Origin of the sequence: Cupriavidus sp. Met-2, from assembly GCF_049843575.1 — a bacterium.
Lineage (GTDB): Bacteria > Pseudomonadota > Gammaproteobacteria > Burkholderiales > Burkholderiaceae > Cupriavidus > Cupriavidus metallidurans.
This window is the reverse complement of the sequence record NZ_JBBHZL010000002.1, coordinates 226,668-251,489: the sequence shown is the minus strand read 5'-3', so window position 1 is coordinate 251,489 and position 24,822 is coordinate 226,668. Positions and strand designations below refer to the sequence as shown.

The 24,822-nt window shown below is 64.7% G+C and carries 22 protein-coding genes and 1 tRNA gene; 10 read left to right on the top strand and 13 right to left on the bottom strand.

Features of this window, described 5'->3' with window-relative positions; genetic code table 11:
- Position 1: 1 nt before the first annotated feature.
- On the bottom strand, positions 2–724 hold the full coding sequence (ompR, locus tag WD006_RS06420; protein ID WP_006576352.1) for a two-component system response regulator OmpR: 723 nt from the start codon (positions 722–724) through the stop codon (positions 2–4).
- A 261-nt stretch (positions 725–985) separates the two neighbouring features.
- Here ompR and WD006_RS06415 point away from each other — a divergent pair, with 261 nt between their 5' ends.
- Complete coding sequence (locus WD006_RS06415; protein WP_029307726.1) at positions 986–1,363, top strand: hypothetical protein; 378 nt, start codon at positions 986–988, stop codon at positions 1,361–1,363.
- Positions 1,364–1,442: 79 nt separating this feature from the next.
- On the opposite strand, the gene WD006_RS06410 is transcribed toward WD006_RS06415, so the two are convergent.
- Both WD006_RS06410 and hpnD read right to left on the bottom strand, forming a co-directional pair.
- Positions 1,443–2,705 carry a Zn-dependent hydrolase gene (locus tag WD006_RS06410; RefSeq protein WP_029307727.1) on the bottom strand — a complete coding sequence of 421 codons (1,263 nt, stop codon included), beginning with the start codon at positions 2,703–2,705 and terminating at the stop codon, positions 1,443–1,445.
- Between the two features lie 59 nt (positions 2,706–2,764).
- Positions 2,765–3,595: a presqualene diphosphate synthase HpnD gene (hpnD, locus tag WD006_RS06405; protein ID WP_029307728.1), complete on the bottom strand. Its 831-nt coding sequence runs from the start codon at positions 3,593–3,595 to the stop codon at positions 2,765–2,767.
- A 326-nt stretch (positions 3,596–3,921) separates the two neighbouring features.
- On the opposite strand from hpnD, the gene WD006_RS06400 reads away from it, so the two are divergent.
- Positions 3,922–5,181, top strand: coding sequence for an efflux RND transporter periplasmic adaptor subunit (locus WD006_RS06400; RefSeq protein WP_035822548.1), 1,260 nt, complete (start codon positions 3,922–3,924; stop codon positions 5,179–5,181).
- A gap of 9 nt (positions 5,182–5,190) precedes the next feature.
- The gene (locus tag WD006_RS06395) at positions 5,191–8,301 is read left to right on the top strand and encodes an efflux RND transporter permease subunit (RefSeq protein WP_011516670.1); all 3,111 of its coding nucleotides are present in this window, start codon (positions 5,191–5,193) and stop codon (positions 8,299–8,301) included.
- 25 nt (positions 8,302–8,326) lie between these two features.
- Here WD006_RS06395 and WD006_RS06390 read toward each other — a convergent pair whose 3' ends face one another.
- The gene (locus WD006_RS06390) at positions 8,327–8,563 is read right to left on the bottom strand and encodes a hypothetical protein (RefSeq protein WP_008651565.1); all 237 of its coding nucleotides are present in this window, start codon (positions 8,561–8,563) and stop codon (positions 8,327–8,329) included.
- Positions 8,564–8,669: 106 nt separating this feature from the next.
- Positions 8,670–9,524 (bottom strand): sulfite exporter TauE/SafE family protein, encoded by an 855-nt coding sequence (locus WD006_RS06385; protein ID WP_196765217.1) that lies wholly within the window; start codon positions 9,522–9,524, stop codon positions 8,670–8,672.
- Here WD006_RS06385 and WD006_RS06380 point away from each other — a divergent pair.
- On the top strand, positions 9,523–10,461 hold the full coding sequence (locus WD006_RS06380) for a LysR family transcriptional regulator (protein WP_227874035.1): 939 nt from the start codon (positions 9,523–9,525) through the stop codon (positions 10,459–10,461). The genes WD006_RS06385 and WD006_RS06380 overlap by 2 nt on opposite strands.
- A gap of 5 nt (positions 10,462–10,466) precedes the next feature.
- On the opposite strand, the gene WD006_RS06375 is transcribed toward WD006_RS06380, so the two are convergent.
- From WD006_RS06375 to WD006_RS06345, 7 genes are all read right to left on the bottom strand, one after another.
- On the bottom strand, positions 10,467–10,877 hold the full coding sequence (locus WD006_RS06375) for a DUF3830 family protein (RefSeq protein ID WP_008651568.1): 411 nt from the start codon (positions 10,875–10,877) through the stop codon (positions 10,467–10,469).
- Positions 10,878–10,958: 81 nt separating this feature from the next.
- Entirely contained in the window at positions 10,959–12,149 is a 1,191-nt protein-coding gene (locus WD006_RS06370; RefSeq protein ID WP_011516667.1) for an amidase, read from the bottom strand.
- Between the two features lie 33 nt (positions 12,150–12,182).
- Complete coding sequence (locus tag WD006_RS06365; protein WP_029307731.1) at positions 12,183–13,196, bottom strand: ABC transporter ATP-binding protein; 1,014 nt, start codon at positions 13,194–13,196, stop codon at positions 12,183–12,185.
- A gap of 16 nt (positions 13,197–13,212) precedes the next feature.
- Entirely contained in the window at positions 13,213–14,292 is a 1,080-nt protein-coding gene (locus WD006_RS06360; protein WP_029307732.1) for an ABC transporter ATP-binding protein, read from the bottom strand.
- 2 nt (positions 14,293–14,294) lie between these two features.
- Positions 14,295–15,182: an ABC transporter permease gene (locus WD006_RS06355; RefSeq protein WP_008651572.1), complete on the bottom strand. Its 888-nt coding sequence runs from the start codon at positions 15,180–15,182 to the stop codon at positions 14,295–14,297.
- Between the two features lie 10 nt (positions 15,183–15,192).
- Complete coding sequence (locus tag WD006_RS06350; RefSeq protein ID WP_029307733.1) at positions 15,193–16,143, bottom strand: ABC transporter permease; 951 nt, start codon at positions 16,141–16,143, stop codon at positions 15,193–15,195.
- An 86-nt stretch (positions 16,144–16,229) separates the two neighbouring features.
- Entirely contained in the window at positions 16,230–17,807 is a 1,578-nt protein-coding gene (locus WD006_RS06345; protein WP_227874149.1) for an ABC transporter substrate-binding protein, read from the bottom strand.
- 279 nt (positions 17,808–18,086) lie between these two features.
- Here WD006_RS06345 and WD006_RS06340 point away from each other — a divergent pair, with 279 nt between their 5' ends.
- Positions 18,087–19,334: a Zn-dependent hydrolase gene (locus WD006_RS06340; protein WP_011516662.1), complete on the top strand. Its 1,248-nt coding sequence runs from the start codon at positions 18,087–18,089 to the stop codon at positions 19,332–19,334.
- A 12-nt stretch (positions 19,335–19,346) separates the two neighbouring features.
- On the opposite strand, the gene WD006_RS06335 is transcribed toward WD006_RS06340, so the two are convergent.
- Positions 19,347–20,132 (bottom strand): IclR family transcriptional regulator, encoded by a 786-nt coding sequence (locus tag WD006_RS06335; protein ID WP_011516661.1) that lies wholly within the window; start codon positions 20,130–20,132, stop codon positions 19,347–19,349.
- 229 nt (positions 20,133–20,361) lie between these two features.
- Between WD006_RS06335 and WD006_RS06330 the strand changes: the two genes are divergently transcribed.
- The 5 genes from WD006_RS06330 (at position 20,362) to WD006_RS06310 (ending at position 24,814) form a co-directional block, all read left to right on the top strand.
- Positions 20,362–21,060 carry a GntR family transcriptional regulator gene (locus tag WD006_RS06330; protein WP_017514871.1) on the top strand — a complete coding sequence of 233 codons (699 nt, stop codon included), beginning with the start codon at positions 20,362–20,364 and terminating at the stop codon, positions 21,058–21,060.
- Positions 21,061–21,095: 35 nt separating this feature from the next.
- Positions 21,096–21,773: a DUF2848 domain-containing protein gene (locus WD006_RS06325; RefSeq protein ID WP_029307736.1), complete on the top strand. Its 678-nt coding sequence runs from the start codon at positions 21,096–21,098 to the stop codon at positions 21,771–21,773.
- Positions 21,770–23,092: an amidase gene (locus WD006_RS06320; RefSeq protein WP_029307737.1), complete on the top strand. Its 1,323-nt coding sequence runs from the start codon at positions 21,770–21,772 to the stop codon at positions 23,090–23,092. Before WD006_RS06325 ends, WD006_RS06320 begins: the two co-directional genes overlap by 4 nt.
- A gap of 109 nt (positions 23,093–23,201) precedes the next feature.
- Positions 23,202–24,527: an MFS transporter gene (locus WD006_RS06315; protein ID WP_008651583.1), complete on the top strand. Its 1,326-nt coding sequence runs from the start codon at positions 23,202–23,204 to the stop codon at positions 24,525–24,527.
- Between the two features lie 200 nt (positions 24,528–24,727).
- Positions 24,728–24,814: transfer RNA gene (locus WD006_RS06310), tRNA-Leu, on the top strand.
- Positions 24,815–24,822 lie beyond the last annotated feature (8 nt).

Here is a 24,822-nt window from a genome sequence, read left to right as displayed (position 1 = left end):
ATTACTTCACGCCATCGGGGATAAAGACATAACCCAGGCCCCAGACCGTCTGGATGAAGCGCGGGTTACCCGGATCCGGCTCGATCAGCTTGCGCAGGCGAGAAATCTGCACGTCCAGGCTGCGGTCGAAGACTTCGTACTCGCGGCCGCGTGCCATTTCCATGAGCTTTTCGCGCGAGAGCGGCTGGCGTGGGTGGCGCGCGAAAACCTTGAGCACCGAGAACTCGCCCGTGGTGAGCGTGATTTCCTCGTCGTTCTTGGTCAGCGTACGCGTGGCCAGGTTGAGTACGAAATCGCCGAAGGCGAACGTTTCCGGGGTTTCCGACGGGGCGCCAGGCACTTCGGCGGGACCCTTGCGGCGCAGCACGGCGTGAATCCGCGCGATCAGTTCACGCGGGTTGAAGGGCTTGGGCAGATAGTCGTCCGCGCCCATTTCCAGGCCGACGATACGGTCCACGTCCTCACCCTTGGCGGTGAGCATGATGATCGGGGTCTGGTCGTTGGCGCCTCGCAGGCGGCGGCAGATGGAAAGGCCGTCCTCGCCCGGCATCATCAGGTCCAGCACCAGCAGGTCGAAACGCTCGCGCAGCCAGAGCTTATTCATGGCCGTGGCGTTTTCCGCCACGAGGACCGTGAAGCCCTGCTCGCCGAGATAGCGGCGTAGAAGATCGCGCAGGCGCGGGTCGTCGTCCACGACGAGAATCTTGTGGCTGGTATTTTCCATGGCGGTATCTTAGCGACTATCGCTTTCGCTCAAAATGGCTTAACAAAACGTTACATACTTTACCCTGTGGTATGGCGGCGTGCACCTTTTGTGCATTTACACTCCGCAAACCGTATTCCTGATGCCGATTTTTGGTCCAATTTCAGGAACGGCCACCACGGGCATCCCGCGCCCCTTGTCGACGGCAGGGGCCACGCAGCCTCCCCCCAGTTGATGCTGGATGGCAGGCGGTCGGGGTGCCGTCGAAACCGCCATTATCCAATGAAAGTGAAGCGAATCCGGCCTGGGCATACCCTGCGGCGCGCGACGTACGCGCGAGCAGCATGTCTGGCTGGCCTGACCCTGCTGATTACGGCTGCATCCGGCGTGGCGCTGGCCCAGTCGGCGGGCATGGCACATCTGCTTCATACATCGAAAAGCCAGTCCTCATCCAGCGCCCAGGGCGGCAACGGCCAGGCCTCGGAGCGGGGTCGCTCGTCCGGCCGGCGGTCCGACAAGGCCGAGTCCGAACGGGACATGGCCGACCGCGCCACGCGGCAGGGTCAGCGCGGTGGCAATCCCCGCCTGTCGCCTGACGAGCGCAAGACGTTACGCAAGAATCTCTACGATCTCAGCCGCGAGATGTACCAAGGCGGCTGAGCAACCGCTTCAGAGTGATCCTGGCGTCGTTGCGCGGCCTGCCGTACCGCGCCCCCGAGGCCCAGTCAGCTCAGTCCGCTCAGTCTTTCACCCGGAAATGCCGCAGGAAGTCCACGAAAACTTCGGCTGCCTGTTGCGCGTCTTCCTCGGTGATCGTCTCGAGCGGGTTGTGGCTGATACCGCCATTGCCGCATCGGACGAACAGCATCGCCACATCGATGATGCGGTGCATCATCATCGCATCGTGGCCTGCGCCTGAAGGCAGTTCGAACACTTCATGGCCACGCTTTTTCAGCACCGCGCCGAATTGATCCATCAGCCAGCGCGCGCAGGGCGCATTGTTGACCGGCGTCACGCGCTCCACGCTGGCCTGCAGGCCGCGCTTTGCGGCAATCCGCTCGATCCCGGCGACGATATCGGCGATGGCGGCCTCGCGGATGCCGTCTTCGCCGGCGCGAATGTCCATCGAGAACACGCACGCGGCCGGAATCACGTTGCTTGACCCGTTCGGCACCTGAAGCTGGCCCACCGTTCCCACCAGCGTCGGCACCTGGGCGCAGCGAGACTCCACGAGCAGGATCATTTCGGCGGCACCCGTCGCGGCATCGCGGCGCATATCCATCGGCGTGGTGCCAGCGTGGCTGGCCAGGCCCTCCACGCGTACCTGGAAGCGGCTGCTTCCGGCAATCTGGGTCACGATGCCGAGCGGCAATCCGCGATTGAGCAGCACCGGGCCCTGTTCGATATGGACTTCGACAAAGCCAGCCAGTGTCGACGGATCGACCGCCGCAGCGCGCAAGGCGTCGATGTCGCCGGCGCCGGGCAGGCCGGAGTCGGCCAGCGCCTCGCGCATCGTCACGCCATCCACGTCAGCGCGGTCGAGCAGCGCGGGGTCGAAGCGTCCCGCCAGCACGCTACTGGCCAGAAAGCTGGTCTTGAAACGCAGGCCTTCTTCCTCGGCAAATCCAACCACTTCGAAGTGATAGGGCAGGCGGATGCCGGCATCGCGCAGCGCGCCAACGACGGCAATTGGCAGCAGGATGCCGAGCCTGCCGTCATAGCGGCCGCCATTGCGCACCGTGTCGAAGTGCGAGCCCGTCATCAGCACCTTCGGATTGGCCGTGGCCGAATCGGCGGCGTAACGGCCAATCACGTTGCCGATCGCGTCGATCCTTACCGTCATGCCGGCATCCTCCATCCACCGTGCCAACTGCGCTTGTGCCTGGCGGTGGGCGGGCGTCAGAAAGGCGCAGGTCAGGCCATCCTCCATATCCGAGAAGCGGGCAAGGGCTTCGGCGCGTTCGAGGATCGACTGGCCGAGGGAAGGGGTGGCGATGGTCATGGCGTCAACGACAGTAGGGCAGAAAGCAGAAAGGCAGAAAAGCAGAACGAAGCCGGGGGTTAGCCATTCTTCAGCCAGGTTTTCCAGGCAATCCAGAGCTTGCGCATCGGCGTCAGATCGATGCGCTGGTTCAGGACCTGGAAGTCGCTGGCTTCGATTTCATCCAGAAGAGCGTGCTGAATGGCCGCGAAGGCCAGCTGGGCACGCTGGGACCGACGATCGGCGCGCGGCAATGCGGCCAGCGCTTCGCCATACAGCGCGCGGGCTTTTGTGGCCTGTTCCCGCATCAGCGCGACAAAGCGGTCCGAATGACGCGACTGGAGGATGTCCGCGGCGGGCACTTCGAAGCGTTGCAGCGTATCGACAGGAATATAGATGCGACCATGGCGCGCGTCGCCACCGACATCCATCACGATGCGCACCCGCTGCAAGGACAGCCCGAGCTGTTCCGCGGCATCGAGCGTGCGCGGGTCGGTGTGGCCAAGCACGCGGGCCGTCAGCTTGCCGAACGTGCCGCCCGAGGCCTGGCAGTATCGAACCAGTCCGATCTCGTCCAGATAGCGCGATTGCGCCAAATCCATCTCGGTGGCGGCGAGCATCTCGGCCATTTCGGCCTGCGGCAGCGCATCCAGATGCGGCTGCAGCGCCTGGCTGACCGGGTGGGCTGCCCCCCCGTCGTACAGGCGGCGCAATTCCGCGCGCCACCAGTCCAGGCGCTGATGGGCTACGCCGGCGTCATGGTTCTCGTTGACGATGGCATCGAGTTCCTGGCGCCAGGCTTGCAGCGCGGTCAGGGCGTTGCGGCGGTCGGAGGGGAGAAGCAGGCTACTGTAGTAGAAGCTGGAGCCGCTCTGGGCGGCCTTGTCCTGGCAATACTGATCGGGCGTCACGCCAATCTCTTTGAATGTGGGGCGGCGGGGGCGGCGCCAAAGGCGCGGATTGTAGCACCGGGCGAAGCCGCCGGCGCCTTCAGGCGCCCGCTGACGCTCGCCTGCGGACCTTTCGTCGCACGATACTCCTGTTCGTCATCCGCCGTTTGACGCACTCGAGGGTGATCAGTATATTACTGACCGGCCAGTTATTAATTTCTTCCCTTGGCCCCAGACATCCGCGCAGATGCCTGAAAGTTATCCCAAAGACGCATTCCAGAGAGTCGCTCGCCGTCAGGCGAGGGCCACCGGCTGCACCCGTTCCACCGACCAGATATCGCTTGTCCATGCCAGTGCATTACGCCGGGCCGGAAGTTGCGGCCGTAGACGCTGAAGTTCGTTCTCTCGCGCCGCTGCCGGAACGTCGGCGCGGACGCCGTGCCGCCCGGCCCATCGCCGCGGGGCTGGCCATGCTTGCGCTTTCGACTGCCTTGATGCTGGCTGGCTGCGGCAAGCAGGCGGAATCGGTCGAATACGTGCGGCCGGTGCGGTTGCTGCAACTGAACCCGGCAGGGGGCAAGACGGCCTTTGAATTCTCCGGCGAGGTGCGCCCGCGTGTGGAGTCGCGCCTGGGTTTCCGCGTGGGCGGAAAGATCGCCGCCCGTCTGGTGGACGTGGGTGCCACTGTGCGCAAGGGTCAGCCGCTGGCCCGCCTTGATCCGACCGACCTGGGGCTGGCGGAAGCCGGCGCGCGTGCCCAGTACGACGCGGCCAAGACCGACCGCGATCTCGCGGCGTCCGATCTCAAGCGCTACAACGAACTCGCGGCCAAGGGATTTATCAGTGCCGCCGAGCAGCACCGCCGCCAGGCCACCTACGATTCGGCCGCTTCGAAGCTGGAGCAGGCCCAGGCCAATCTGCGCAATCAGGCGAACCAGACCGGCTATGCGGTGCTGACCGCCGACGCCGATGGCGTGGTGACCGCGATCGACACCGAGGTGGGGCAGGTCGTTACACCGGGCCAGCCGGTGATCCGTGTGGCGCAGACGGCCGAGAAGGAAGTGGCGATCGGCCTGCCGGAAGATCAGGTCGACATGCTGCGTGGCATTACCGAAGTCACGATTCGCACCTGGTCGGAACCGGATCGCGTGCTGCCGGGACGGGTTCGCGAGATTTCCGCAGCTGCCGATACGGTGACGCGGACGTACCCGACGCGTGTCAGCGTGCCCAATCCGCCGGCTGACCTGCGCATCGGCATGACCGCCGTGGTGACCTTTGTCCGATCTGGCGACAGTGCCGCGATTCGCATTCCGCTGACGGCCCTGCTGCAGAACAACGGCAGCAATCAGGTCTGGGTCTATCAACCGGATTCCGGCGGCAAGGGCACGGGTGGCACGGTCAACCCGGTGCCGGTGATGCTCGGCAACGCCGACGGCAACCTGATAGAAGTGCGAAGCGGTCTGAAGCCGGGTCAGGTCATCGTCACGGCGGGTGTGCACCTGCTCAGGCCGGGGCAGAAGGTCAGGCCGATGCAGAGCATCGCTCCGGCGCAGCCGGCCTCGAATCCTGGCGCGCCGCTGGCCGCGCTGGATAGGCGCCTGGGCTGAGGGCGGCGCATGGACCATTCCCGCTTCAACCTGTCGCGCTGGGCGCTTGAGCACCAGCCGCTGACCCGCTACCTGCTCGTTGTGCTGCTGCTGGGCGGCCTGTTGGCCTTCTTCCAGCTCGGGCAGGACGAAGATCCGCCGTTCACGTTCCGCGTGATGGTCGTGCAGGCGCTCTGGCCCGGCGCTACCGCCGAGCAGATCGCCGTGCAGGTGACCGACAAGATCGAACGGCAGCTTCAGGAAGTGCCATACGCGGACAAGATCCGCAGCTTCTCGAAGCCGGGCGAGACCACGGTGATCTTCCAGCTGGCCGACAACGCGCCGGCCAAGGACACTGCGCAGATCTGGTACACGGTGCGCAAGAAGATTGGCGACATCCAGCCGACGCTGCCACAGGGCGTGCGTGGGCCGTTCTTCAATGATGAGTTCGGCGATGTGTACGGCTCGATCTATGCGCTGTCGGCCGACGGCTTCACTTACAAGGAACTGCGCGAGTATGCGGATCTCGTGCGGCAGGAGATGCTGCGCATCCCCGCCGTGGCCAAGGTGTCCCTGCTGGGGCTGCAGGACGAGAAGCTCTATGTCGAGTTCAATCAGGCACGCTTCGCGCAGCTTGGGCTGGACATCAACGCGATCGCCAACCAGATCGCCGAACAGAACAATCCCACGGGTAGCGGTGTCCTTGTGACGCCGACCGACAACCTGCAGATCCGCATCACCGGGCAGCTTGGCGGGGTGGAAGACCTGAAGAACCTGGTCCTGCGCGGGCCGAACGGCATCGCCAACATTCGGCTGGGTGACATCGCGCACGTCTATCGCGGGTATGTCGATCCTCCGGTGAGCCGGATGCGTTTCAACGGCAAGGATGTGATCGGCCTGGGTATTTCGATGGAGAAGGGCGGGGACATCATCGCGCTGGGCAAGGAACTGCGCCGCGTGGTCGATGGCCTGCGCAACCAGTTGCCGGTCGGCATCGAGATGGATCAGGTCCAGGATCAGCCGCAAGCCGTGAAGCACTCCGTGGGCGAGTTCGTGCGGGTGCTGATTGAGGCCGTTGTGATCGTGCTGGGTGTGAGCTTTGTCTCGCTCGGGCTCCATACGCGGCCGTTACGGCTCGACGTACGTCCGGGACTCGTGGTGGCGCTGACGATTCCGCTGGTGCTGGCCGTGACGTTCCTGTTCATGAACATATTCGGCATCGGGCTCCACAAGATATCACTTGGCGCGCTGATCATCGCGCTGGGCCTGTTGGTGGACGACGCGATCATCGCCGTCGAAATGATGGTGCGCAAGCTGGAGGAAGGCTTCTCCAAGATGGAGGCCGCCACGTTTGCCTACACGTCCACGGCAATGCCGATGCTGACCGGCACGCTGATTACGGCGGCGGGCTTCCTGCCCGTGGGGCTGGCGCGCTCGACCGTTGGCGAATACACGTTCGCGATCTTCGCCGTGACGGCGCTGGCATTGGTGTTGTCCTGGCTGGCGGCGGTCTACTTCACACCGTACCTGGGCTATCTGCTGCTCAAGACGCGCCCGAGCGACGGCGGCCATCACGAGGTGTTCGATACGCCGTTCTACGCGCGCTTCCGTGCGCTGGTGAACTGGTGCGTCACGTGGCGCAAGACCGTGATCGTGGTCACGCTGGCGGCGTTCGCGCTGGGGCTGTTCGCGTTCAAGTTCGTTGAGAAGCAGTTCTTTCCCGATTCGAGCCGCCCCGAGTTGATGGTCGAACTCTGGATGCCGGAAGGCACGAGCTTTGTGCAGACCGAGGCCGAAGCCAAGCGCTTCGAAGTGGCGATGCGGCGCGACAAGGCCGTGGGCAGCCTGACCACGTTCATTGGTACCGGCGCGCCGCGCTTCTACCTGCCGCTGGACCAGATCCTGCCGCAGTCGAACGTGGCGCAGCTGATCGTGATGCCGGCGGACGCGGAGCAACGCGACGTGCTGCGCAAGCGCATCGAGCAGGTGCTGGCCGCGGAGTTCCCACAACTCCGGGGCCGTGTGAAGCTGCTGCCAAACGGGCCACCCGTTGCCTACCCGGTGCAGTTCCGGGTGATTGGTCCGGATGCCGCCGGGGTGCGCAAGGCGGCGGATCAGGTGCGGGCCATCATGGCAGCCAATCCGAACACGGTCGGCGTCAACGACAACTGGAACGAGAACGTGAAGATGCTGCGTCTCGAGCTTGACCAGGACAAGGCACGTGCGCTCGGTGTGACCACCAACGCGATTGCCCGCGCCACGCAGGCGGTGCTGACTGGCGTGCCGGTTGGCCAGTATCGCGACGCGGACAAGCTGATCGATATCGTCATGCGCACGCCGAAAAGCGAGCGCGACACGATGTCGGACCTGAACAACATCCTGGTGCCGACCAGCACGGGCCGCGCCGTGCCGCTGACGCAGGTGGCGCGTGTGACGCTGAAATCAGAGCCCGGCGTGCTCTGGCGCGAGAATCGTGACTTCGGCGTTACCGTGCAGTCCGACATCGTCGATGGCATCCAGGGGCCGACCGTGACCGCGCAGATCGATCCGAAGCTCGACGCGATCCGCGCCAGCCTGCCGCCCGGTTACCGCATCACGATCGCGGGCGCGCAGGAGGAAAGCGGCAAGGCCGGCGCGTCGATCGCCGCGCAACTGCCGCTGTGCATTTTCCTGATCTTCACGTTGCTGATGCTGCAGTTGCACAGCTTCTCGCGTTCGGTGATGGTGTTCCTGACCGGCCCGCTGGGCCTGATTGGCGCGGCGGCGACGCTGTTGCTCCTGCACGCGCCGATGGGGTTTGTCGCCCAGTTGGGCATTACCGCGCTGCTGGGTATGATTATCCGCAACTCGGTGATTCTGGTTGATCAGATCGAGCAGGACATCAAGGCGGGCATTCCGCCGTGGCAGGCCATCGTCGAGTCAGCGGTGCGTCGGGCCCGCCCGATCATGCTGACCGCCGCAGCGGCGGTGCTGGCGATGATTCCCCTGTCGCGTTCGACGTTCTGGGGGCCAATGGCCGCCGCGATCATGGGTGGCCTGATCGTCGCCACGGTGCTGACGCTGTTGTTCCTGCCCGCGCTGTACGCGGCGTGGTTCCGTGTCCGGGCCCCGGAAGGCGGGCAAGGGGTGATGACGAACTGAGGGTTTGGGGGCTGGCAGCAGGCCGCTACGGCCTGCGCTTCTTCCATTCGTAGTCGGGCGGCGGGTCAGCCGCGCCCGGCTTGCCGACCGAGTTTGGATTTTCCGAGCAGAGCGTGACAAAGCTGACCGGCTCGCCGGCAAACTGGCGACGTCGTAGCGCCTCCGCGAACTGCAGCGCATCCTTGAGTGCATCGCCGGGGAACGATTGCGCGTGCGGCGCCAGACCGTCGGCGGTGGCCTCGGTCCAGTAGATCATGTACATACGGGGAGCATCTCCAGCTTGGGTGGGCCCGACAGTGGGTCCGCGATGCCGGCATGTTAGCGTGCGAGGAGATAGGGCGCGAGGCGTTAATGCGCGAGGAGCCGGATCATGCCAGCCAGGCGCGAATGACCAGTGCGCTGCCTGAAAGCAATACGATCACGTTCACTACGCGAAGGAACTGCTCGCGCGACATGCGCAGCGTCATCTGGCGCCCGGCCCACAGCCCAGCGATCATCGCCGGCGCCAGTGCCACCGCGAGCTTCAGCAGTTCCGCGCGCGCATAAACGCCCGCCAGCAGGAACAGCACCAGCCGCGTCAGCGTGGACAAACCAATCAAAGTCGATTGGGTGACGCGCATGGCGTCCTTGTCGAGCCGGCTCGATAGATAGATCGCGTACAGAAAGCCACCGCTACCGAACATTGCGGAGCAGATGCCACCGACCAACCCGAACGGCACAGCGGCGGATGAGGAAAGTCGCGTGGCCGGCCGCTTGCCGAGCAACGACCAGATCGCATACGTCGTGACGAAGACACCCAGCACGGCGGGCAGCAGGTCGGCACGTATCCGCAGCAGCAGTGCCGCGCCGATCAGGCTGCCAATGAGCAGGCATGGCACCAGCCGCCGCAACTCGGTACGATCGGCGGCGCGTCCGTCGCGTGCCAGGTTTAGAAGTGCCGCCGAGCAGTCCATTAACGCCAGCAGTGGCACGATCTGCGCGACGGGCATCACATAGGCCAGCACAGGTGCTGCCACCAGCGCCGTGCCGAATCCGGCGATGCCGAAGATGACGTACGCCACGGCCAACGCGGCGCTCATGGTGGCATAGGCGGGTAGAGAAACGTCGGGAAGCAGGGCGGACAGGTCCATCGGCGAGGCTGGGATTGGGAGAGGATTCAGCGTAGCGCCGCGCGACGGGCCGATCGATCGCAAATGCCGTGCGCTGCCATCGCAAATCGGCATGGCAGCCAAAGTCAATGAAGCGCGTGGCACACTCATGCTTATGACGCCCTCCCTGAAGCAGTTGCGCTATTTCGTCGAGATTGTGGACGCAGGCAATTTCAGCCTGGCGGCCGAACGGCTGTTCATCGCCCAATCGGCGCTGAGCCGGCAGATCCGTGACATGGAAGCGACGCTGCAGGTGGAACTGCTGGTGCGCAAGCCTCGGCACGTGGAGCCGACGGCGGCGGGGCAGGCGTTCTACGATTCGGCGCGCCGCATTCTGTCCGACCTCGCCGGCGCAGCCGTGCAGGCCCGCCAAGTGCAGCGTGGTGGGGCCGATGCGATACGCCTGCTCCACTCGAGTTCGGTCGTGCTGACGCCGCAGCGTTGCGGCTGGTTGCATCGCTGGCAGTCCGACCATCCCGCCGCCCGCTTTGAAGTTGCCCAGGCATCGTCGGAGCAGCAATCGGTCGACATCGAGGAGGGCCGTGCCGACCTCGGGTTGGCGCGTGATCCGGTACTGCGCCGCTACCCGAACATCCAGATCGATCCGATGGCCGGGGAGCGCCTGGTCGTGGCTGTCTGCGCCGATCATCCGATGTCGCGACGGGAATCGCTGACGCTGAGTGCCTTGCGAGAGATGCCGTTTGTCTCGCTGCCGCACCCGGAGCGGGGCGGGCTCAGCTACCGCGTGGCGCAGCTTTGCCAGGCGAGCGGCTTCTATCCAACGGCGGCCGGTGCGATTTCGCGCAAGCTTTCGCAGCTATCTCTTGTGGCGGCGGGCTTTGGCGTAGCCGTGGTGCCGGAATCGATGCAGTGGTTCGGGCCCGATGGCGTCCGGTTTGTGCCACTGTCCGATGCGGGCGCGACGACACGTGTGGTACTGCTCTCCCGCCGAGATGCGCCCGAGCCGGTGGCGGCGCTCCGTACGCTGGCGTTGTCCACCGGCGCCGCCTGAACCTGTCAGGCCAGTTCGAATACGACGTCCTGGGCGCCTTCCCATAGCACCTTGGTGCCCAGGGCGCGCAGGTTTTCCTTGCCCTCGACGATGGTCAGGAAGTGGTTGCCCGCCAGTTGTCCCAGCTTGCTGGCGAAGCAGCAGCTCCCGTAGGCCAGGATGATCTCCGTCTCGCTGTAGCCGCCTGGGTAGAACAGGATGTCGCCCACGGACGGATGGCTCGTGTGGTTCTCGAAGTCGACACCGAGCCTGAACTCGCCCAATGGAATCCAGCAGCCCTCGCCACTCCAGCGTACGTGGATCAGCTTCTGGCGATAGGGCAGCAGCTTCAGGAACGCGGCAACGGTCTGCGGCGCATCGGGGTTGGTATCGGCGATAAAGGTGTAGCCGGCGGCGGAGATGCGGAGTCGGGTCATGATGTGATTGCCGTGATGGGAGCGGTTGGCGCCATCCGCGCCGCCGACGAGGATCGGGGAGCGGTCTGGCACCAGCTTAGTTCAGGCAATCGCCGTCATCAATGTTTCGGCCACGGCAATCAGGCTGCGGTCGCTCCCCATGGGGCCAATCAGGGATACTCCCAGTGGCGCGCCGTCGCGCCCGGATAGCGGCAGGCTGAGTTGAGGGAATCCGGTCAGCGGGGTCAGGCATAGCGTATGCGCCGCGGTGGTCCGGTAGTCTTCGAGTGCTTCCATCGGCGTCGTACGCAGTGGCGCGATGTCCGGCATCGTCGGTAGCAACAGAATGCCGTCTTGACCCAGCAGACAGCCCAGGTGAGCCGTGAACTCCCGGCGCACGGCGCTCGATTTCTCGAACTGCGCTGCCGTTACCTCCTTGCTGAAGGCGAATCGGCCGGCGACATCGGGCCCCAGCTGCAGTCCATAGTTCTCGATCAGCGCGCCATCCGCCCGCCACGCCTCCCAGCCCTGCACGTAACGAAAGGCCCAGTACAGATCCGACAGCGGACGATCGGCCACGTCAACGGGCGAGGCTTTACCGAGCACGGCCTCGATGCGAGCGGTGGCGGGTGCAAGCGCCTTGCGCGCCTCGGGCGTTGGCAGTTCGAACAGGTCGGCTGCCAGCAACAGCCTGGGCCGGCTGGGCAGCGGATTGGCATCCGCACCCAGCAGGACATCGGCCACGCGCGCGAAGGTGGCGATATCCCGGGCGAAGAAGCCGCACGTATCCAGTGTTTCGCACAGTGGCATGCAGTGAGTCAGCGATATCCGGCCATGTGACGGACGTATGCCGAACAGACCGCAATGACTGGCCGGTGCGCGGACCGAGCCACCGGTGTCGGTGCCGAGCGCGAAGTCGCACAGCTTGTTCGACACTGCGGACGCCGAGCCCGACGACGAGCCCCCCGTAATGCGATCGGGCGCCGCGCCGTTGTAAGGGCCGCCGTAGTGATGGTTCTGCCCGTTCATGGAAAACGCGAGCTCGTCCGTATGGACCTTGCCGACGAACGCCGCGCCAGCATCGAGCAGTTTCTGGACGGTGGGCGCTGTGGTGGTCTTGATGCCCGAGCGTGCCAACACATGCGGATTGCCGCCGCCCGTGGGGTAGCCGGAGACGTCGAAAAGGTCCTTGACGGCGAACGTCAGGCCGCGAAGCGGGCCATTGGCCGCGTTTGGCACGGGGGCATCGGGGTAGGGCAGAAAGGCGCGCGAGGGATGGGTGGCCAGGCTCATGGGTGCGATTTCCTTGGAATCGATCAAACGGTTTCAGGCGACGCATTCGCTGGCAGCGGGCGCGGTAACACGCACACAGCTGACGCGATGCTCATTGCCGAGCGATACGGCTTTCGGGACCTCCGACAGGCAGGCCGCACTGGCCTGTGGGCAACGTGGTGCGAACGTGCAGCCGGGCGGCAGCGCTGCGAGGTCAGGCGGCGCGCCACCGATCGTCGCGAGGCGTTCGCCACGGCCCATGCCATGCTGTCGGCTTTGCAGCAACGCGATCGTGTAGGGATGGCGCGCGTCACGCATCAGCGTGCGGATGGGGCCCTCCTCGACAATGCGTCCGCCATACATCACGGCGACACGATCTGCGATTTCCACGGCGGCGCCGATATCGTGGGTGACAAAGATGATCGACAGGCCGAGCTCGCGCTGCAGTTCGCGCAGCAGTATCAATACCTGGATCTGCACCGTGGCATCGAGTGCCGTCGTGGGCTCGTCGGCCAGCAGGATCCTGGGCTGCGCGGACAGCGCCAGCGCGATCATCGCGCGCTGACGCATGCCGCCCGACATCTCATGCGGATAGGCGGCCAGGCGTCGCTCCGGGCTGGGAATGCGCACGGATTCCAGCGCCTTGAGTGCCAGCGCACGCGCTTCCGAAGTCGATACCCCACGGTGTGTGCGGATGCATTCGACAATCTGTTGCCCAACCGTGTAGACGGGGTCCAGCGCCAGGAGTGGCTCCTGGAACACCATGGCGACGGTGCCGCCGCGCAGGCGGGCCAGCCCGCGTTTGTCGAGATCCAGCACGGACTGGCCGTCGACCTGAATCTCGCCGGATATCGTCGTGCGGCGTGGCGGGTGCAAACGCATCAAGGCGCGTAGCGTGACGCTCTTGCCAGAGCCCGACTCGCCGATCAGCGCCACGGCTTCGCCCGGCGCTACTTCCAGCGATACACCGTTGACGGCCTGGATCGTCTTGCCGCCGCTTGCGAAGGACACACGCAGATCTCGCACGGAGACTGCGGGTGGTTGGGAATGGAGGGGGTCGGTGGACATTGGTGTCTCCGCGAGTTCAGGGCGTGGCGGCATGCAGGTTCGTCGTCAGCCGGCGCAGCGGCAGCGAGTGGCCGCCGTCTGGCATGGCGATCAGGCATGACACTGGATGGCCGGCGAGCGCGTCGGTGAGCACAGGCTCGCGCCGCTCGCAAATGGGCTCGGCACGCACGCAGCGCGGATGGAAGCTGCAGCCCGATGGCGGATTGATCGGGTTGGGCGGATCGCCGGCCAACGGCGCGGCCAGCGTGCGCTGGTCGGGGTCCATCGAAGGCATCGATGTCAGCAGCGCCCGCGTATAGGGATGGGCCGGGTTGGCATAGACGGATTCGGTTGCGCCGATCTCCACGACCTTGCCCAGATACATGACCATGACGCGGTCGCAAAGGTAGCGAATCACATTGAGGTCGTGACTGATGAATACGTAGGTCAGGTTGAATTCGGCCTTGAGGTCCATCAGCAGGTTCAGTACCTGGGCTTCCACGGACTTGTCGAGGGCGGACACGGCTTCGTCAAGAATGACAAGGCGGGGCCGTGGCGCCAGCGCACGCGCAATGTTCACGCGCTGGCGCTGTCCGCCCGACAGTTCGTGCGGATAGCGCCCGGCGAATCGCTTCGGCTCCAGCCCCACGCGCTCCAGCAGGTAGCGGGCGCGTTCCGTGGCTTCCCGTGCGGAAACGCCGTGGACACGTGGCGTGAACGCGATCGATTCCTCGATAGTCAGTCGTGGGTTGAGCGACGAGTAGCTGTCCTGGAATACCATCTGCACCTGACTGCGGAACGCCTTCATCGGCAATTGCCGGGAGTCGACGCCCTGCGCATCGAAGATCAGTTCGCCGCTGTCCTGCGGCGTGAGCTGCATCAGCAGGCGTGCCGTGGTGGACTTGCCGCAGCCAGATTCCCCGACGACGCCAAGTGTTTCGCCCTTGAGGACATCGAAGCTCACGCCGTCCACGGCACGCACGACACCGCCCTTGCGCAGCGGGACCGGGGACTTCAACGGAAAGTGCTTGACCAACTGGCGTGCGATGAGCAGTGGCTGCGCCCGGCCGCCGACATCTGTGGGGGCGGTAGGCAGGGGGGCATGCGTTTCAACCATGCTTACTCCTTGATTTCCATGGCCGAGCGAATGCCATCGGCCAGCAGGTTGAACGAGATCGAGGTCAGGAAGATCATCGCGCCGGGCAACGCGGCCACCCATGGCTGGGTGTAGATGGCGGTGCGCAGGGTGTTCAGCATCAGGCCCCATTCGGGCTCCGGTGGCTTGACGCCAAGCCCCAGGAACGACAGCCCGGAAGCCAGGATCATCGAGACCGAGATCAGGCTCGTGGCATAAACGAAGATTGGGCCGAGCACGTTGTTGAGGACGTGCACGCGCACGATGGTCAGCGACGATGCGCCCGAGGCGCGGGCGGCATCGACGAATTCCCGGTTGCGTACCTGCGTGGTCACGCTTTCGGCGACGCGAACGATCTGCGGCACGAACACGATGGTCAACGATAACAATGCGTTGCCAACCCCCGCGCCCAGTGTGCCGGATAGCGCGATGGCCAGCAGTACCGAGGGAAACGCATAGAGGATGTCAGTGAGCCGCATGATGACGGTGTTCGTCCAGCCACCCGCATAACCGGCGACGATGCCGATCGTGCTGCCGATCAGGAAGGCGAGCAGTACCGGCGTGATGCCCATGAATAGCGACAACCGCCCGCCAAGCATCAGGCGCGACAGCATGTCGCGGCCCAGTTCGTCGGTGCCAAGCAGGTGACCGTCGAAGCCGATCGGCTTCAATCGCTTGAGAATCGACGACGCATAGGGGTCGGCAGGCATCAGCGCCGGCGCGAAGATCGCCGTCAGGACAAGCACGATCAGGATCAGTGCGGCCAGCATCGCGAGCTTGTTGCGCAGCAGCCGGCGGCAGACCGTGGTCCAGTATCCGGGTGAACGCTCCACGGGAAGCGGTGCCACGGCCTTGTTCAATGTCATTTCCATCGTGGCGTCCTCAGTTGCGTTGGATACGGGGGTCGAACAATGTCTGCAACGCGTCGACCAGCAGGTTCAGCATCACGAAGAACACGGCCAGGACGAGAATCGTGCCCTGCAACAACGGGAAATCGCGCTGGAAAATGGCGGAGTTCAGCAGGAAGCCGGTGCCTGGCCAGGAGAACACCGTTTCGATCAGGATCGAGCCGCCGAGCAGATAGCCCAGTTGCAGGCCCATGACCGAGAGCGCCGTCGGCGTAACGTTCTTGACCACGTGACGGAAGACGGCAAGGTCCGACAATCCGCGCGCCCGCAGGCCGACAATGAACTCGTTGGACAGGATCTCGGCCACCAGTGCGCGGATGGTGCGCGCCACGATGCCCATCGGAATCACCGACATCGTGACCGCAGGCAACAGCATGTACTGGATGTGTTCCCAATCCCAACTCCAGTCGCCCGAGCCGTTAGGGCCGGCGCCGGTGGCCGGCAGCCATCCCAGAAGCACGGAGAACGCAATCACCAGCACCATGCCGAGCCAGTAATGGGGAATGCTGACGCCCAGTACCGACAGGAACGACGCCACACGATCGGGCACCGAATCGCGCAGGTAGCCGGCCACGAAGCCGAACAGGCAGCCGAACGTGAAGCCGATCAGCGTGGCGACGGCGGCCAGGCGCACGGAGTTGACGACGGCTACCGACACCTCGCTCATCACCGGCCGGTTCGTGGCGATCGACGTACCGAGGTCCCCATGCAGCGCGCGCAGCAGCCAATGGAGGAATTGCTCGAGAAACGGCTTGTCGAACCCGTACAGCGCGGTCAGTTGTCGCCGCAGATCCTCGGATGCATCGGGTGGCAGCACCGACACAAGGGGATCGCCGGGAGCAATGTGGACCAGCGAGAAGCAGAGCAGGGCGACCCCAAGCAGGATCGGCAGGGCATATGCGATGCGGCGAAGCAGGTAAGTCATGGTCTATGGCCGGCTTGCGGAATAGGCAAATACGTTGGCGCGGGAAAGTGCCCCCTTCCGCGGAGGAGGGCACTGCGGCGAGTCCGTCAATCGATAGACATCGTCGCGATATCGATGAACCAGCTCTGCGGCTGCACCACCCCCTTGACCTTCCGGGAGATCGCTCGCGGGCCCACATCGTGGGCGATCAGCACGAATGGCGCTTCTTCAACGATGCGCGCGTGGAGTTTTGCCAGCGCGGCATCTCGTTCCTTTTCGCCAAACGAGGTGCGCGCGGTCTCGATCAGCTTGTCAAACTCCGCGTTGCCGAAGTAGCCCCAGTTGTTCGAAACCGGCGGCTGCGTCTTCGTGCTGACGAAGCGGACCATGGCAAAGAAAGGGTCCATCGCCGCAAAGCTCACGTTGATCGCGTTGGCGCCATGCGCGCTCGCGTCCTTCGCGCCAATGCGCCAGTTCGTGAACAGCGTGTTCCATTCGACGACGTCAAAGTCCACGTCGAAGAAGCACTCCTTGAGGTTTTGCTGTACGTACTCGTTCATGGGCAGCGGCTGCATCTGGCCGGAGCCCGATGCGGATACCTGGACCTTTACCTTCACCGGCTTGGCGGCGGAGTATCCGGCCTCCGTCATCAGCTTGCGCGCGGCCGCGGGGTCGTACTTGATGGTGAATGCCGGATTGCCCCACCACGGGTTTCCGGCTTCGACGATGCCCTTGGCCTCGGCCATGTAGCCGCCGAGCAGTGTCTTCAGGCCGGCGCGATTCACGCAAAGGTTCGCGGCCTGGCGCACGCGCTTGTCGAGCCACGGGGAATTCGGCGCGAATGACAATTGCCATGGCCACATGTGCGGCTGCGCGTTGGCGTACACATCGAAGCCACGGCTCTTGATCTGCGCGATGGCATCAGGTGCCGGGGCCTCGATCCAGTCCACCTGGCCTGACAGCAGTGCCGCGGTGCGTGCATTGGCCTCGGGCATCGGCAGCATCACGACCTTGTCGATCTTTGGCACCCGCTTGCTGTCCCAGTAGGCGGGGTTCTTGGCAAGCTCCAGGCGTTCGCGCGGGACGAATCGGGTCATCTTGAATGGGCCCGTGCCCGATGCATCTGCCGCAAAGGCCACCCATGCCTGCTTGCTGCGCTCCGCCGGCTCGGTCACGGAGGCAGGGACCGCCGCGTACTTCTTCTCCCACTGGGTCGGCGACGCCATGAACAGGTTCGACACGTTGTACGGCAGGAACGAATCCGGCTCTGACGTGACGAGTTGCACGGTCATGTCATCGATCTTCTTCGCGCTACGCAACGTGGGCATGCGCGATGCGGTGACACCAACCTGGCTGGGGTCGAACTGCTTCGCGGTCTTGTCGAGCACCTTGTTGACGTTCCAGACCACGGCATCGGCATTGAACGGCGTGCCGTCGTGAAACGTCACGCCTGGGCGCAGCTTGAACGTCCATTCGGTCTTGTTCTTGTCGTCGACCTTCCATTCGGTTGCCAGGTCGGGAATCAGCAGGCTTGGGCCGTTGCTCTTCGACAGGTCCCACTGGGTGAGTGCGTCATACATCGGGATGCCGGTGAACCGGTTGCCTTCGAAACCCTGGTCGGGCTGGCCGAGTGTGCGCGGGATGTCAGCGGCCGTCATGCCGATGCGGAGCACCTTCTCGGCCATCGCGGCGCCGGGCAGGGCCAGCAGCGACAACGTGACGGCGGCGGAGACAGTGCGAATCGCGGCGGAAAGGCCTTTCGAATGGGAGGGCGTGGAGTAGGTCACGGGCGGGGCTCCTGAAACGGAATGGGCTGTGGATGGACATCGCTCCGTCAAGCAATTGATGTGCCAGTGGCCATGCACCATCGACGGGTGGTCATGGCCGAGACTGTCCGCACCTGTCAGTGGTCTGCTTCTTGCTCGTACCCAGGTTGATGTTCACTCACTGCAGACAACACAGACATGGATTCGCAATTCACTCCTCGCATCAATGGCGCACGCCTGTGGCAATCGCTGATGGATCTGGGCGCGCTCGGCGCCACGCCTAAGGGTGGCGTGTGCCGTATTGCGCTGACCGAAGACGACCGAAAGGGCCGCGACCTCGTGGCGAGCTGGTGCCGCGAGGCTGGGCTCGACGTGCGCGTGGACGAGATCGGCAATGTGTTCGCACGACGTGCCGGCACAGACCCCACCGCACCAGCGGTGGCCACGGGAAGCCATATCGATACCCAACCGTCCGGCGGCAAGTTCGACGGCAATTTCGGCGTGCTGGCGGGTCTGGAAGTGATGCGCACGCTCAACGATCTGGGCATTGCCACACGTGCACCGCTGGAGGTGGCGATCTGGACCAACGAGGAAGGCACGCGCTTTACGCCCGTGATGATGGGATCGGGCGTATTCGCGGGCGTATTCGATGCGGAGTTCGCCAGACGGCAGCAAGACCGAGACGGCGTGAGTGTTGGTGATGCGCTCGCAGCTATCGGCTATCGCGGCACGCAGCGTGCGGGTGAAGTGCCCGGTGGCATGTATTCGGCCTACTTCGAGGCGCATATCGAGCAAGGGCCAGTCCTGGAGGCGGCTGGCCTACCGATCGGCGTGGTATCGGGGGCACTTGGGCAGCAATGGTACGACGTGACGGTCACCGGCCAGGATGCGCATGCAGGCCCGACGCCGCTGGCCTTGCGTCACGACGCGCTGCTGGCTTCGGCGCGCATGATCGAGGCGGTGAATCGCATTGCGCGCGACGAAGCGCCGCATGGCCGCGGCACGGTGGGCTTCCTGGAGGTCACGCCGAACTCGCGCAACGTGATACCAGGGCGCGTGGATTTCTCGGTGGATGTTCGTCATCTCTCGCAAGATGGCCTTGACCGGATGGACGCAGCGATGCGTGGGGCGTTCGCCGGTATTGCCGATGCGGCGGCCGTAGACGTGGAGATTCGGCAGGTGGTCAAGTTCGAACCCTGCCTGTTCGCACCGGCGTGCGTCGATAGCGTTCGCCGCGCGGCGGTTGGGTTGGATCTGCCGCACATGGATGTGGTCAGTGGCGCCGGACACGATGCGGTGTACGTTGCACAGCGCGCACCCACCGGCATGATCTTCGTACCGTGCAAGGACGGCATCAGCCATAACGAGCTGGAGGATGCGCTGCCCGAGCATATCGAAGCCGGTGCCAACGTCCTGCTGCGAGCCATGCTGGAACACGCGCGATAAGCGCCTGCCGGCTCAGTGGGCGATCGATCGCGAGATCGCCCACGCGCATTCGACCACCAGCGGGCCGAGCTTTTTCTGCGCGTCGACCATGGTCCAGCGGCTGGCTGGTGGCGAAACATGGACCGCTCCCACTGCCTCGCCACGGCTGTTCACCACCGGCGCGGCAATTCCCATGTCGCCCAGGAACAGTTCCTCCTCGTTGCACGCATAACCGACGGTGCGGCATGCCACGACGCGCTCGAAGATGGTCTCGACGTCGGTCAGCGTGACCGGTGTGCGTGGCGTGCGCGCGGACGCTTCAAGCATCGCTCGCACGCGTTCGTCCGGCAGCGTGCTCAGGTAAGCGCGTCCCGAGCTTGTGCAGTACATCGGAATCCGCATGCCCACCGGCGTCAGCACTGGCATGTGCTTGGCGGTCACGAGCTGCGCCATGTAGACCATCTCCAGGCCGACAGGCTCGGTCAGGTTGGCGGTCTCGCCGCTGGCATTGGCCAGTTGCGAGAGGTAGGGGCTGGCGATCGGAATCAGGGCGTCTGCGGCAAGGTAGTTGTAGCCGATCTCCATCACTCTGGGCGTCAGCCGGAAACGCCTCGTCTGGGGATGCTTGTCGACGTACCCGAGCCGCTCCAGCGTGTGGATCGTGCGCTGGGCGGAGCTCTTGGTCATGCCTGTCAGTGCTGCCAGCTCGGCCAACGTCAGCGTGCGATGCACGGCGCTGAATGCACGCAGTACTTCGAGGCCCTTTTCAAGGGACTGGTTGAACAGCGGGTCGGGGCGTTCTTTGTCGTCGGTGGTCATGGTCTTGGACCTGAAGTTGGCACCATCGGCGTGACCCGCTGCACCACGATGTAGATGTATTGCACCAAGATGCGGTCGAATCGATTATCGATTTCAGACCGATTGCCCATGATACGTGAGCCGGCCTATTTGCGAAGCTGCTTGGTGTTTACCCCTACAATTTCTCGGGTTGTGCTCAGTGAAATATCACACTAGTATCACTGCAACATCAAACAGATTCCGATCTGCCGTGGCGAATCCCATCCGACTGGTCGGCGCAGCCGACGCCGAACCCACAATCCCGACCCCCGCCCAGAGCGGCGCGGCCATGCGCGAACACGCATACACCGAGATCAAGCGTCGCATCATCTCGTGCGAGTTCCGGCCCGGCGAGCCGCTGAACGAGGCCCAGGTGGCCGCGTTGCTCGGTCTTGGTCGTACCCCCGTGCATCAGGCGCTGCATCGCCTGGAGGTGGAAGGGCTGGTATCGATCCTGCCGCGCAAGGGCGTGCTGGTGACGCCGCTGTCGCTCAATGAAGTGCTCGACATGATCGAAGTGCGCGCGACCAATGAGGTGCTGTGCGCCACCCTGGCCTGCGAACGCGGTCACGACAGCGATTTCAAGGCGATGCGCGACATCGTCGACCGCTCGCCCGAGTTGATCGCCAGGCGCGATATCCCGGCGCTGGCCGCGCTGGACCTGAAGTTCCACACGGCGATGTCGGCCGCCTCGCGCAACCGCGTGCTGGCCGATCTACTGCGCGGCCTGCATGAGAAGCAGGCGCGTTTCTGGTTCCTCTCACTGTCGGATCCGCAGCACCTGGAGAACGTCTACCAGGAGCATCTGGAGATCGTCAACGCCCTGGAGCGGCGCGACGTGCCGGCGGTGCGCGAGGCCATCCGCGAACATATCGACGAATTCCGGAAGAACATCATCCGGACACTCTGACCGACCCTTTTCCCCTCGTAACAAGGTAGTACGCAATGCCGACACTGCATCTTCAGGTAGCCGGCGGGGGCGCGCTCGCCCTCGACATCGAACGATTGATCATCGCTGGCTGGACCGGCCGCGACATGGACGCCGTCCAGCACCATATCGACGAACTCAAGGCGCTCGGCGTCAAGCCGCCCGCAACCGTGCCGACGTTCTATCCGCTGGCCGCCTCGCTGCTGACCACCGACGACGTGCTCGAAGTGCCGCGCGACGATTCCTCGGGCGAAACCGAGTTCGTGCTGCTGCAGGGCGCAGACGGACTCTATATCGGCATCGGTTCCGATCACACCGATCGCAAGGTCGAGGCGTATGACGTGACGGTGTCGAAGCAGTTGTGCGCCAAGCCGATGGGCCGCGAAGTCTGGCGTTTTGACGAGGTGGCCGACCACTGGGACGTGCTGGAAATGCGTTGCTGGCGCGTGCGCGATGGTCAGCGCTCGCTATATCAGGAAGGCAAGGTGACGCGCCTGCTGGACCCGCGCGACCTGATCCAGCGCCTGACCGGCGAGGCGCAATTGCCCGTGGGCACCGCAATGTTCTGCGGCACGCAGGCAGTGATCGGCGATCTGGGCCATGGCGAAGCGTTTGAAGTGGAACTGCACGACCCCGTGCGCAACCGCACGCTGCGCCATGCATATCGCGTGGAATCACTGGCGGTGGCCGAATGAGCGCGCCGACCATTGCCCAACTGGCCGCAGCGCTGGCTGCAGGCCGCACCACGAGCGTGGCGCTGACCGAGGCCGCGCTGGCTAATATCGCCCGGCATCAGCAGGGGGGCGGATCGGCCTTCATGACGGTCGATGCAGAGGGCGCGCTGGCCCAGGCACGTGCGGCCGATCAGGCGCGCAGCGTGGGCCTTGTGGCCTCGCCGCTGGCCGGGCTGCCGATCTCGATCAAGGACCTGTTCGACGTTCGCGGTCAGGTCACGCGTGCCGGATCGAAGGCCCTCGACGGTGGTGCGCCGGCGCAGGCTGACTCGCCCGCCGTGGCGCGACTACGTGCCGCTGGCGCGGTGCTGATCGGCCGTACCAATATGAGCGAGTTCGCGTTCTCGGGCCTGGGGCTGAATCCGCACTACGGCACGCCGCGCACGCCGTTCGACCCCGAGCGTGTTGCCGGTGGATCGACATCGGGTGGCGCGGTGAGCGTGGCCGAGGACATGGCTGTCGCTGCGCTCGGCACCGATACCGGCGGCTCGATCCGCATTCCGTCGGCATTCTGCGGCTTGACTGGTTTCAAGCCGACGGCGCGTCGCGTGCCGCTGGACGGCGCAGTGCCGTTGTCGACGTCGCTCGACTCCGCAGGGCCGCTGGCGCGCTCGGTTGCCTGTTGCGTGGCGATGGATGCGGTGCTGAGCGGCGAGACGCTGGATACCCGCGCGGCGGACCTGCGTGGACTGCGCTTCTACGTGACGCGCGATTTCGTCTGCGATGGTCTCGACCCGGAAGTGGCGCAGACGTTCGAAGCCGCACTGGCAAGGCTGTCAGCCCAGGGCGCCACGATCGTTCCATTCGACTTCCCCGAACTGCGCCGCCTGCCGGAGATCAATGGCGGTGGAGGCCTGACCGCGGCCGAGTCGTGGGCCTGGCATCGCACATTGCTGGCGGCCAAGGGTGACCAGTACGACCAACGAGTGGCACAGCGCATTCGCCGGGGCGAGAAGCAGTCGGCGGCGGATTACATCGACTTGCTGGCCGCGCGATGCGCGATGCAACAGCGTGCCGCCGTCTTGCTGCGTGACGCCGATGCATGGCTGATGCCGACCGTGGCCGTACGCCCGCCGCGTCTCGATGCCCTCGAACGCGACGAAGACTTCTTCGCGGTCAACGGCCTGGTGCTTCGCAATGCAAGCGTGATCAATTTCCTCGACGGCTGTGCGGCGACACTGCCAGCCGGCGAAGGTATTGGCCTCGGCGTGTGCGGCCTGCATGGCAGTGACGCGCGCGTGTTGCAGGTGGCCGCGGCCATCGAACGCGCCTTCGATTGATGCGCTGATCCTTCTTTCCGCCGGATCCCACGGCTAGCACAACGCAAGACCGAGAGGGCCGCGCCAACGCAGCGCGGCCCCGCCCACCACACCCAAGGAGTAGTCACAGATGTCCATCGTGATGAGCGGCGCCCCTGGCGCCCCGGAGAGCCTGCCTGCCGCGGAACTGGCTCAGCAACGCAACGAGGCGTATCGCAAGATTACCGTGCGCCTGATCCCTTTCCTGGTCTTCCTGTTCATCCTGGCTTGGATCGACCGCGTCAACGTCGGCTTTGCCAAGCTGCAGATGCTGCAGGACTTGCAGTTCAGCGAGGCCGTGTACGGGCTGGGCGCGGGAATTTTCTTCATCGGCTACTTTCTGTTCGAGGTGCCGAGCAACCTGCTGCTCGAGAAGATCGGCGCCCGCAAGACGCTGGCGCGCATCACGATCCTCTGGGGCCTGGCGTCGATGGCGATGATCTTCGTGAAGACGCCGATGCAGTTCTATACGCTGCGCTTCGTGCTCGGTGTCTTCGAGGCGGGCTTCTTCCCGGGCGTGGTGCTGTACCTGACGTACTGGTTCCCGGCCGCGCGTCGCGCACGCATCAATGGCCTGTTCATGACCTCGTTCGCAATTGCCGGCGTGGTGGGCGGCCCGCTGGCCGGCTTCATCATGAGCGCGATGGACGGTGTGGATGGCCTGGCCAACTGGCAATGGCTGTTCGTGATCGAAGGGATCCCTTCGGTGCTGGCGGGCATCGCGGTGCTGATGTATCTGCCGGAGAAACCGGTCAACGCGAAGTGGCTGACGCAGCAGGAGCAGACCATCGTCACGCGCGACGTGGAAGCTGAGGCGCGTGACCCCAACAAGCACTCGTCCCTCAAGGACGCCTTCGCCAATGCACGCGTGTGGATCTGCGCGGCGATTTACTTCTGCGTCGTCAGCGGCAACGCCACCATCGCATTCTGGTCGCCATCGATCATCAAGGAACTCGGCGTACAGGGCAACCTGCAAATCGGCCTGGTCTCCGCAATCCCGTTCGTGGCCGGCACCATCGCCATGGTCCTCAACGGTATCCACTCGGACCGCACCGGCGAGCGCCGCATGCACTGCGCGATGGCAACACTGGTGGCAGCCGTGGGCCTGACGCTGACCGGCTTCCTGCTCCACAGCGCCGTGCTGGCCCTGATCGCGCTGACGATCGCCTCCATCGGCATCCTGGCCGCCTTCCCGGTGTTCTGGTCGCTGCCGTCGGCATTCCTTGCCGGCACCGCAGCCGCAGGCGGCATCGCGCTGATCAACTCGATTGGCAATCTGGCCGGCTTCGTGGCGCCGTACATGATTGGTTGGTTCAAGACCAGCACCGGCCAACTGGCCGGCGGCCTGTACTTTGTGGCCGCACTGGAAGCCTGCGCGACGGTACTGGTGATCGCTTTCATCCGCGCCCGCCACTGATCACGGCGCAGGATGCCCGCAGGGCGGGCAGGGGACTGGATTCCCCTGCCGCCTTGCGTTACAATCCGCTTCCTTATTGCGCCGCAGGCAGAAGTTACGCCAGCGGCACGGACGGTGTCCCGGCGCCTAGTCGCCGCAAGCAAGAAAAGGCGGGCAGTTCCAGCCGCCTTTTTTGCTTTGTCGACCACCGTCCAAGGACCGCGAGGGTGGCGAAATTGGTAGACGCACCAGGTTTAGGTCCTGACGCCAGCAATGGTGTAGGGGTTCGAGTCCCCTCCCTCGCACCAAGATTTCC

Bases quoted from the DNA above. Each gene is read 5' to 3' on its own strand.
- ompR (WP_006576352.1), bottom strand. From the start codon at position 724: ATGGAAAATACCAGCCACAAGATTCTCGTCGTGGACGACGACCCGCGC.
- WD006_RS06360 (WP_029307732.1), bottom strand. From the start codon at position 14,292: ATGGTTGAAACGCATGCCCCCCTGCCTACCGCCCCCACAGATGTCGGC.
- WD006_RS06320 (WP_029307737.1), top strand. From the start codon at position 21,770: ATGAGCGCGCCGACCATTGCCCAACTGGCCGCAGCGCTGGCTGCAGGC.
- WD006_RS06410 (WP_029307727.1), bottom strand. From the start codon at position 2,705: ATGACCATCGCCACCCCTTCCCTCGGCCAGTCGATCCTCGAACGCGCC.
- WD006_RS06355 (WP_008651572.1), bottom strand. From the start codon at position 15,182: ATGGAAATGACATTGAACAAGGCCGTGGCACCGCTTCCCGTGGAGCGT.
- WD006_RS06380 (WP_227874035.1), top strand. From the start codon at position 9,523: ATGGCAGCCAAAGTCAATGAAGCGCGTGGCACACTCATGCTTATGACG.
- WD006_RS06415 (WP_029307726.1), top strand. From the start codon at position 986: ATGAAAGTGAAGCGAATCCGGCCTGGGCATACCCTGCGGCGCGCGACG.
- WD006_RS06395 (WP_011516670.1), top strand. From the start codon at position 5,191: ATGGACCATTCCCGCTTCAACCTGTCGCGCTGGGCGCTTGAGCACCAG.
- WD006_RS06385 (WP_196765217.1), bottom strand. From the start codon at position 9,524: ATGCCGATTTGCGATGGCAGCGCACGGCATTTGCGATCGATCGGCCCG.
- WD006_RS06400 (WP_035822548.1), top strand. From the start codon at position 3,922: ATGCCAGTGCATTACGCCGGGCCGGAAGTTGCGGCCGTAGACGCTGAA.
- WD006_RS06340 (WP_011516662.1), top strand. From the start codon at position 18,087: ATGGATTCGCAATTCACTCCTCGCATCAATGGCGCACGCCTGTGGCAA.
- WD006_RS06390 (WP_008651565.1), bottom strand. From the start codon at position 8,563: ATGTACATGATCTACTGGACCGAGGCCACCGCCGACGGTCTGGCGCCG.
- WD006_RS06375 (WP_008651568.1), bottom strand. From the start codon at position 10,877: ATGACCCGACTCCGCATCTCCGCCGCCGGCTACACCTTTATCGCCGAT.
- WD006_RS06335 (WP_011516661.1), bottom strand. From the start codon at position 20,132: ATGACCACCGACGACAAAGAACGCCCCGACCCGCTGTTCAACCAGTCC.
- WD006_RS06370 (WP_011516667.1), bottom strand. From the start codon at position 12,149: ATGAGCCTGGCCACCCATCCCTCGCGCGCCTTTCTGCCCTACCCCGAT.
- WD006_RS06345 (WP_227874149.1), bottom strand. From the start codon at position 17,807: ATGGCCGAGAAGGTGCTCCGCATCGGCATGACGGCCGCTGACATCCCG.
- WD006_RS06315 (WP_008651583.1), top strand. From the start codon at position 23,202: ATGTCCATCGTGATGAGCGGCGCCCCTGGCGCCCCGGAGAGCCTGCCT.
- WD006_RS06365 (WP_029307731.1), bottom strand. From the start codon at position 13,196: ATGTCCACCGACCCCCTCCATTCCCAACCACCCGCAGTCTCCGTGCGA.
- WD006_RS06350 (WP_029307733.1), bottom strand. From the start codon at position 16,143: ATGACTTACCTGCTTCGCCGCATCGCATATGCCCTGCCGATCCTGCTT.
- WD006_RS06325 (WP_029307736.1), top strand. From the start codon at position 21,096: ATGCCGACACTGCATCTTCAGGTAGCCGGCGGGGGCGCGCTCGCCCTC.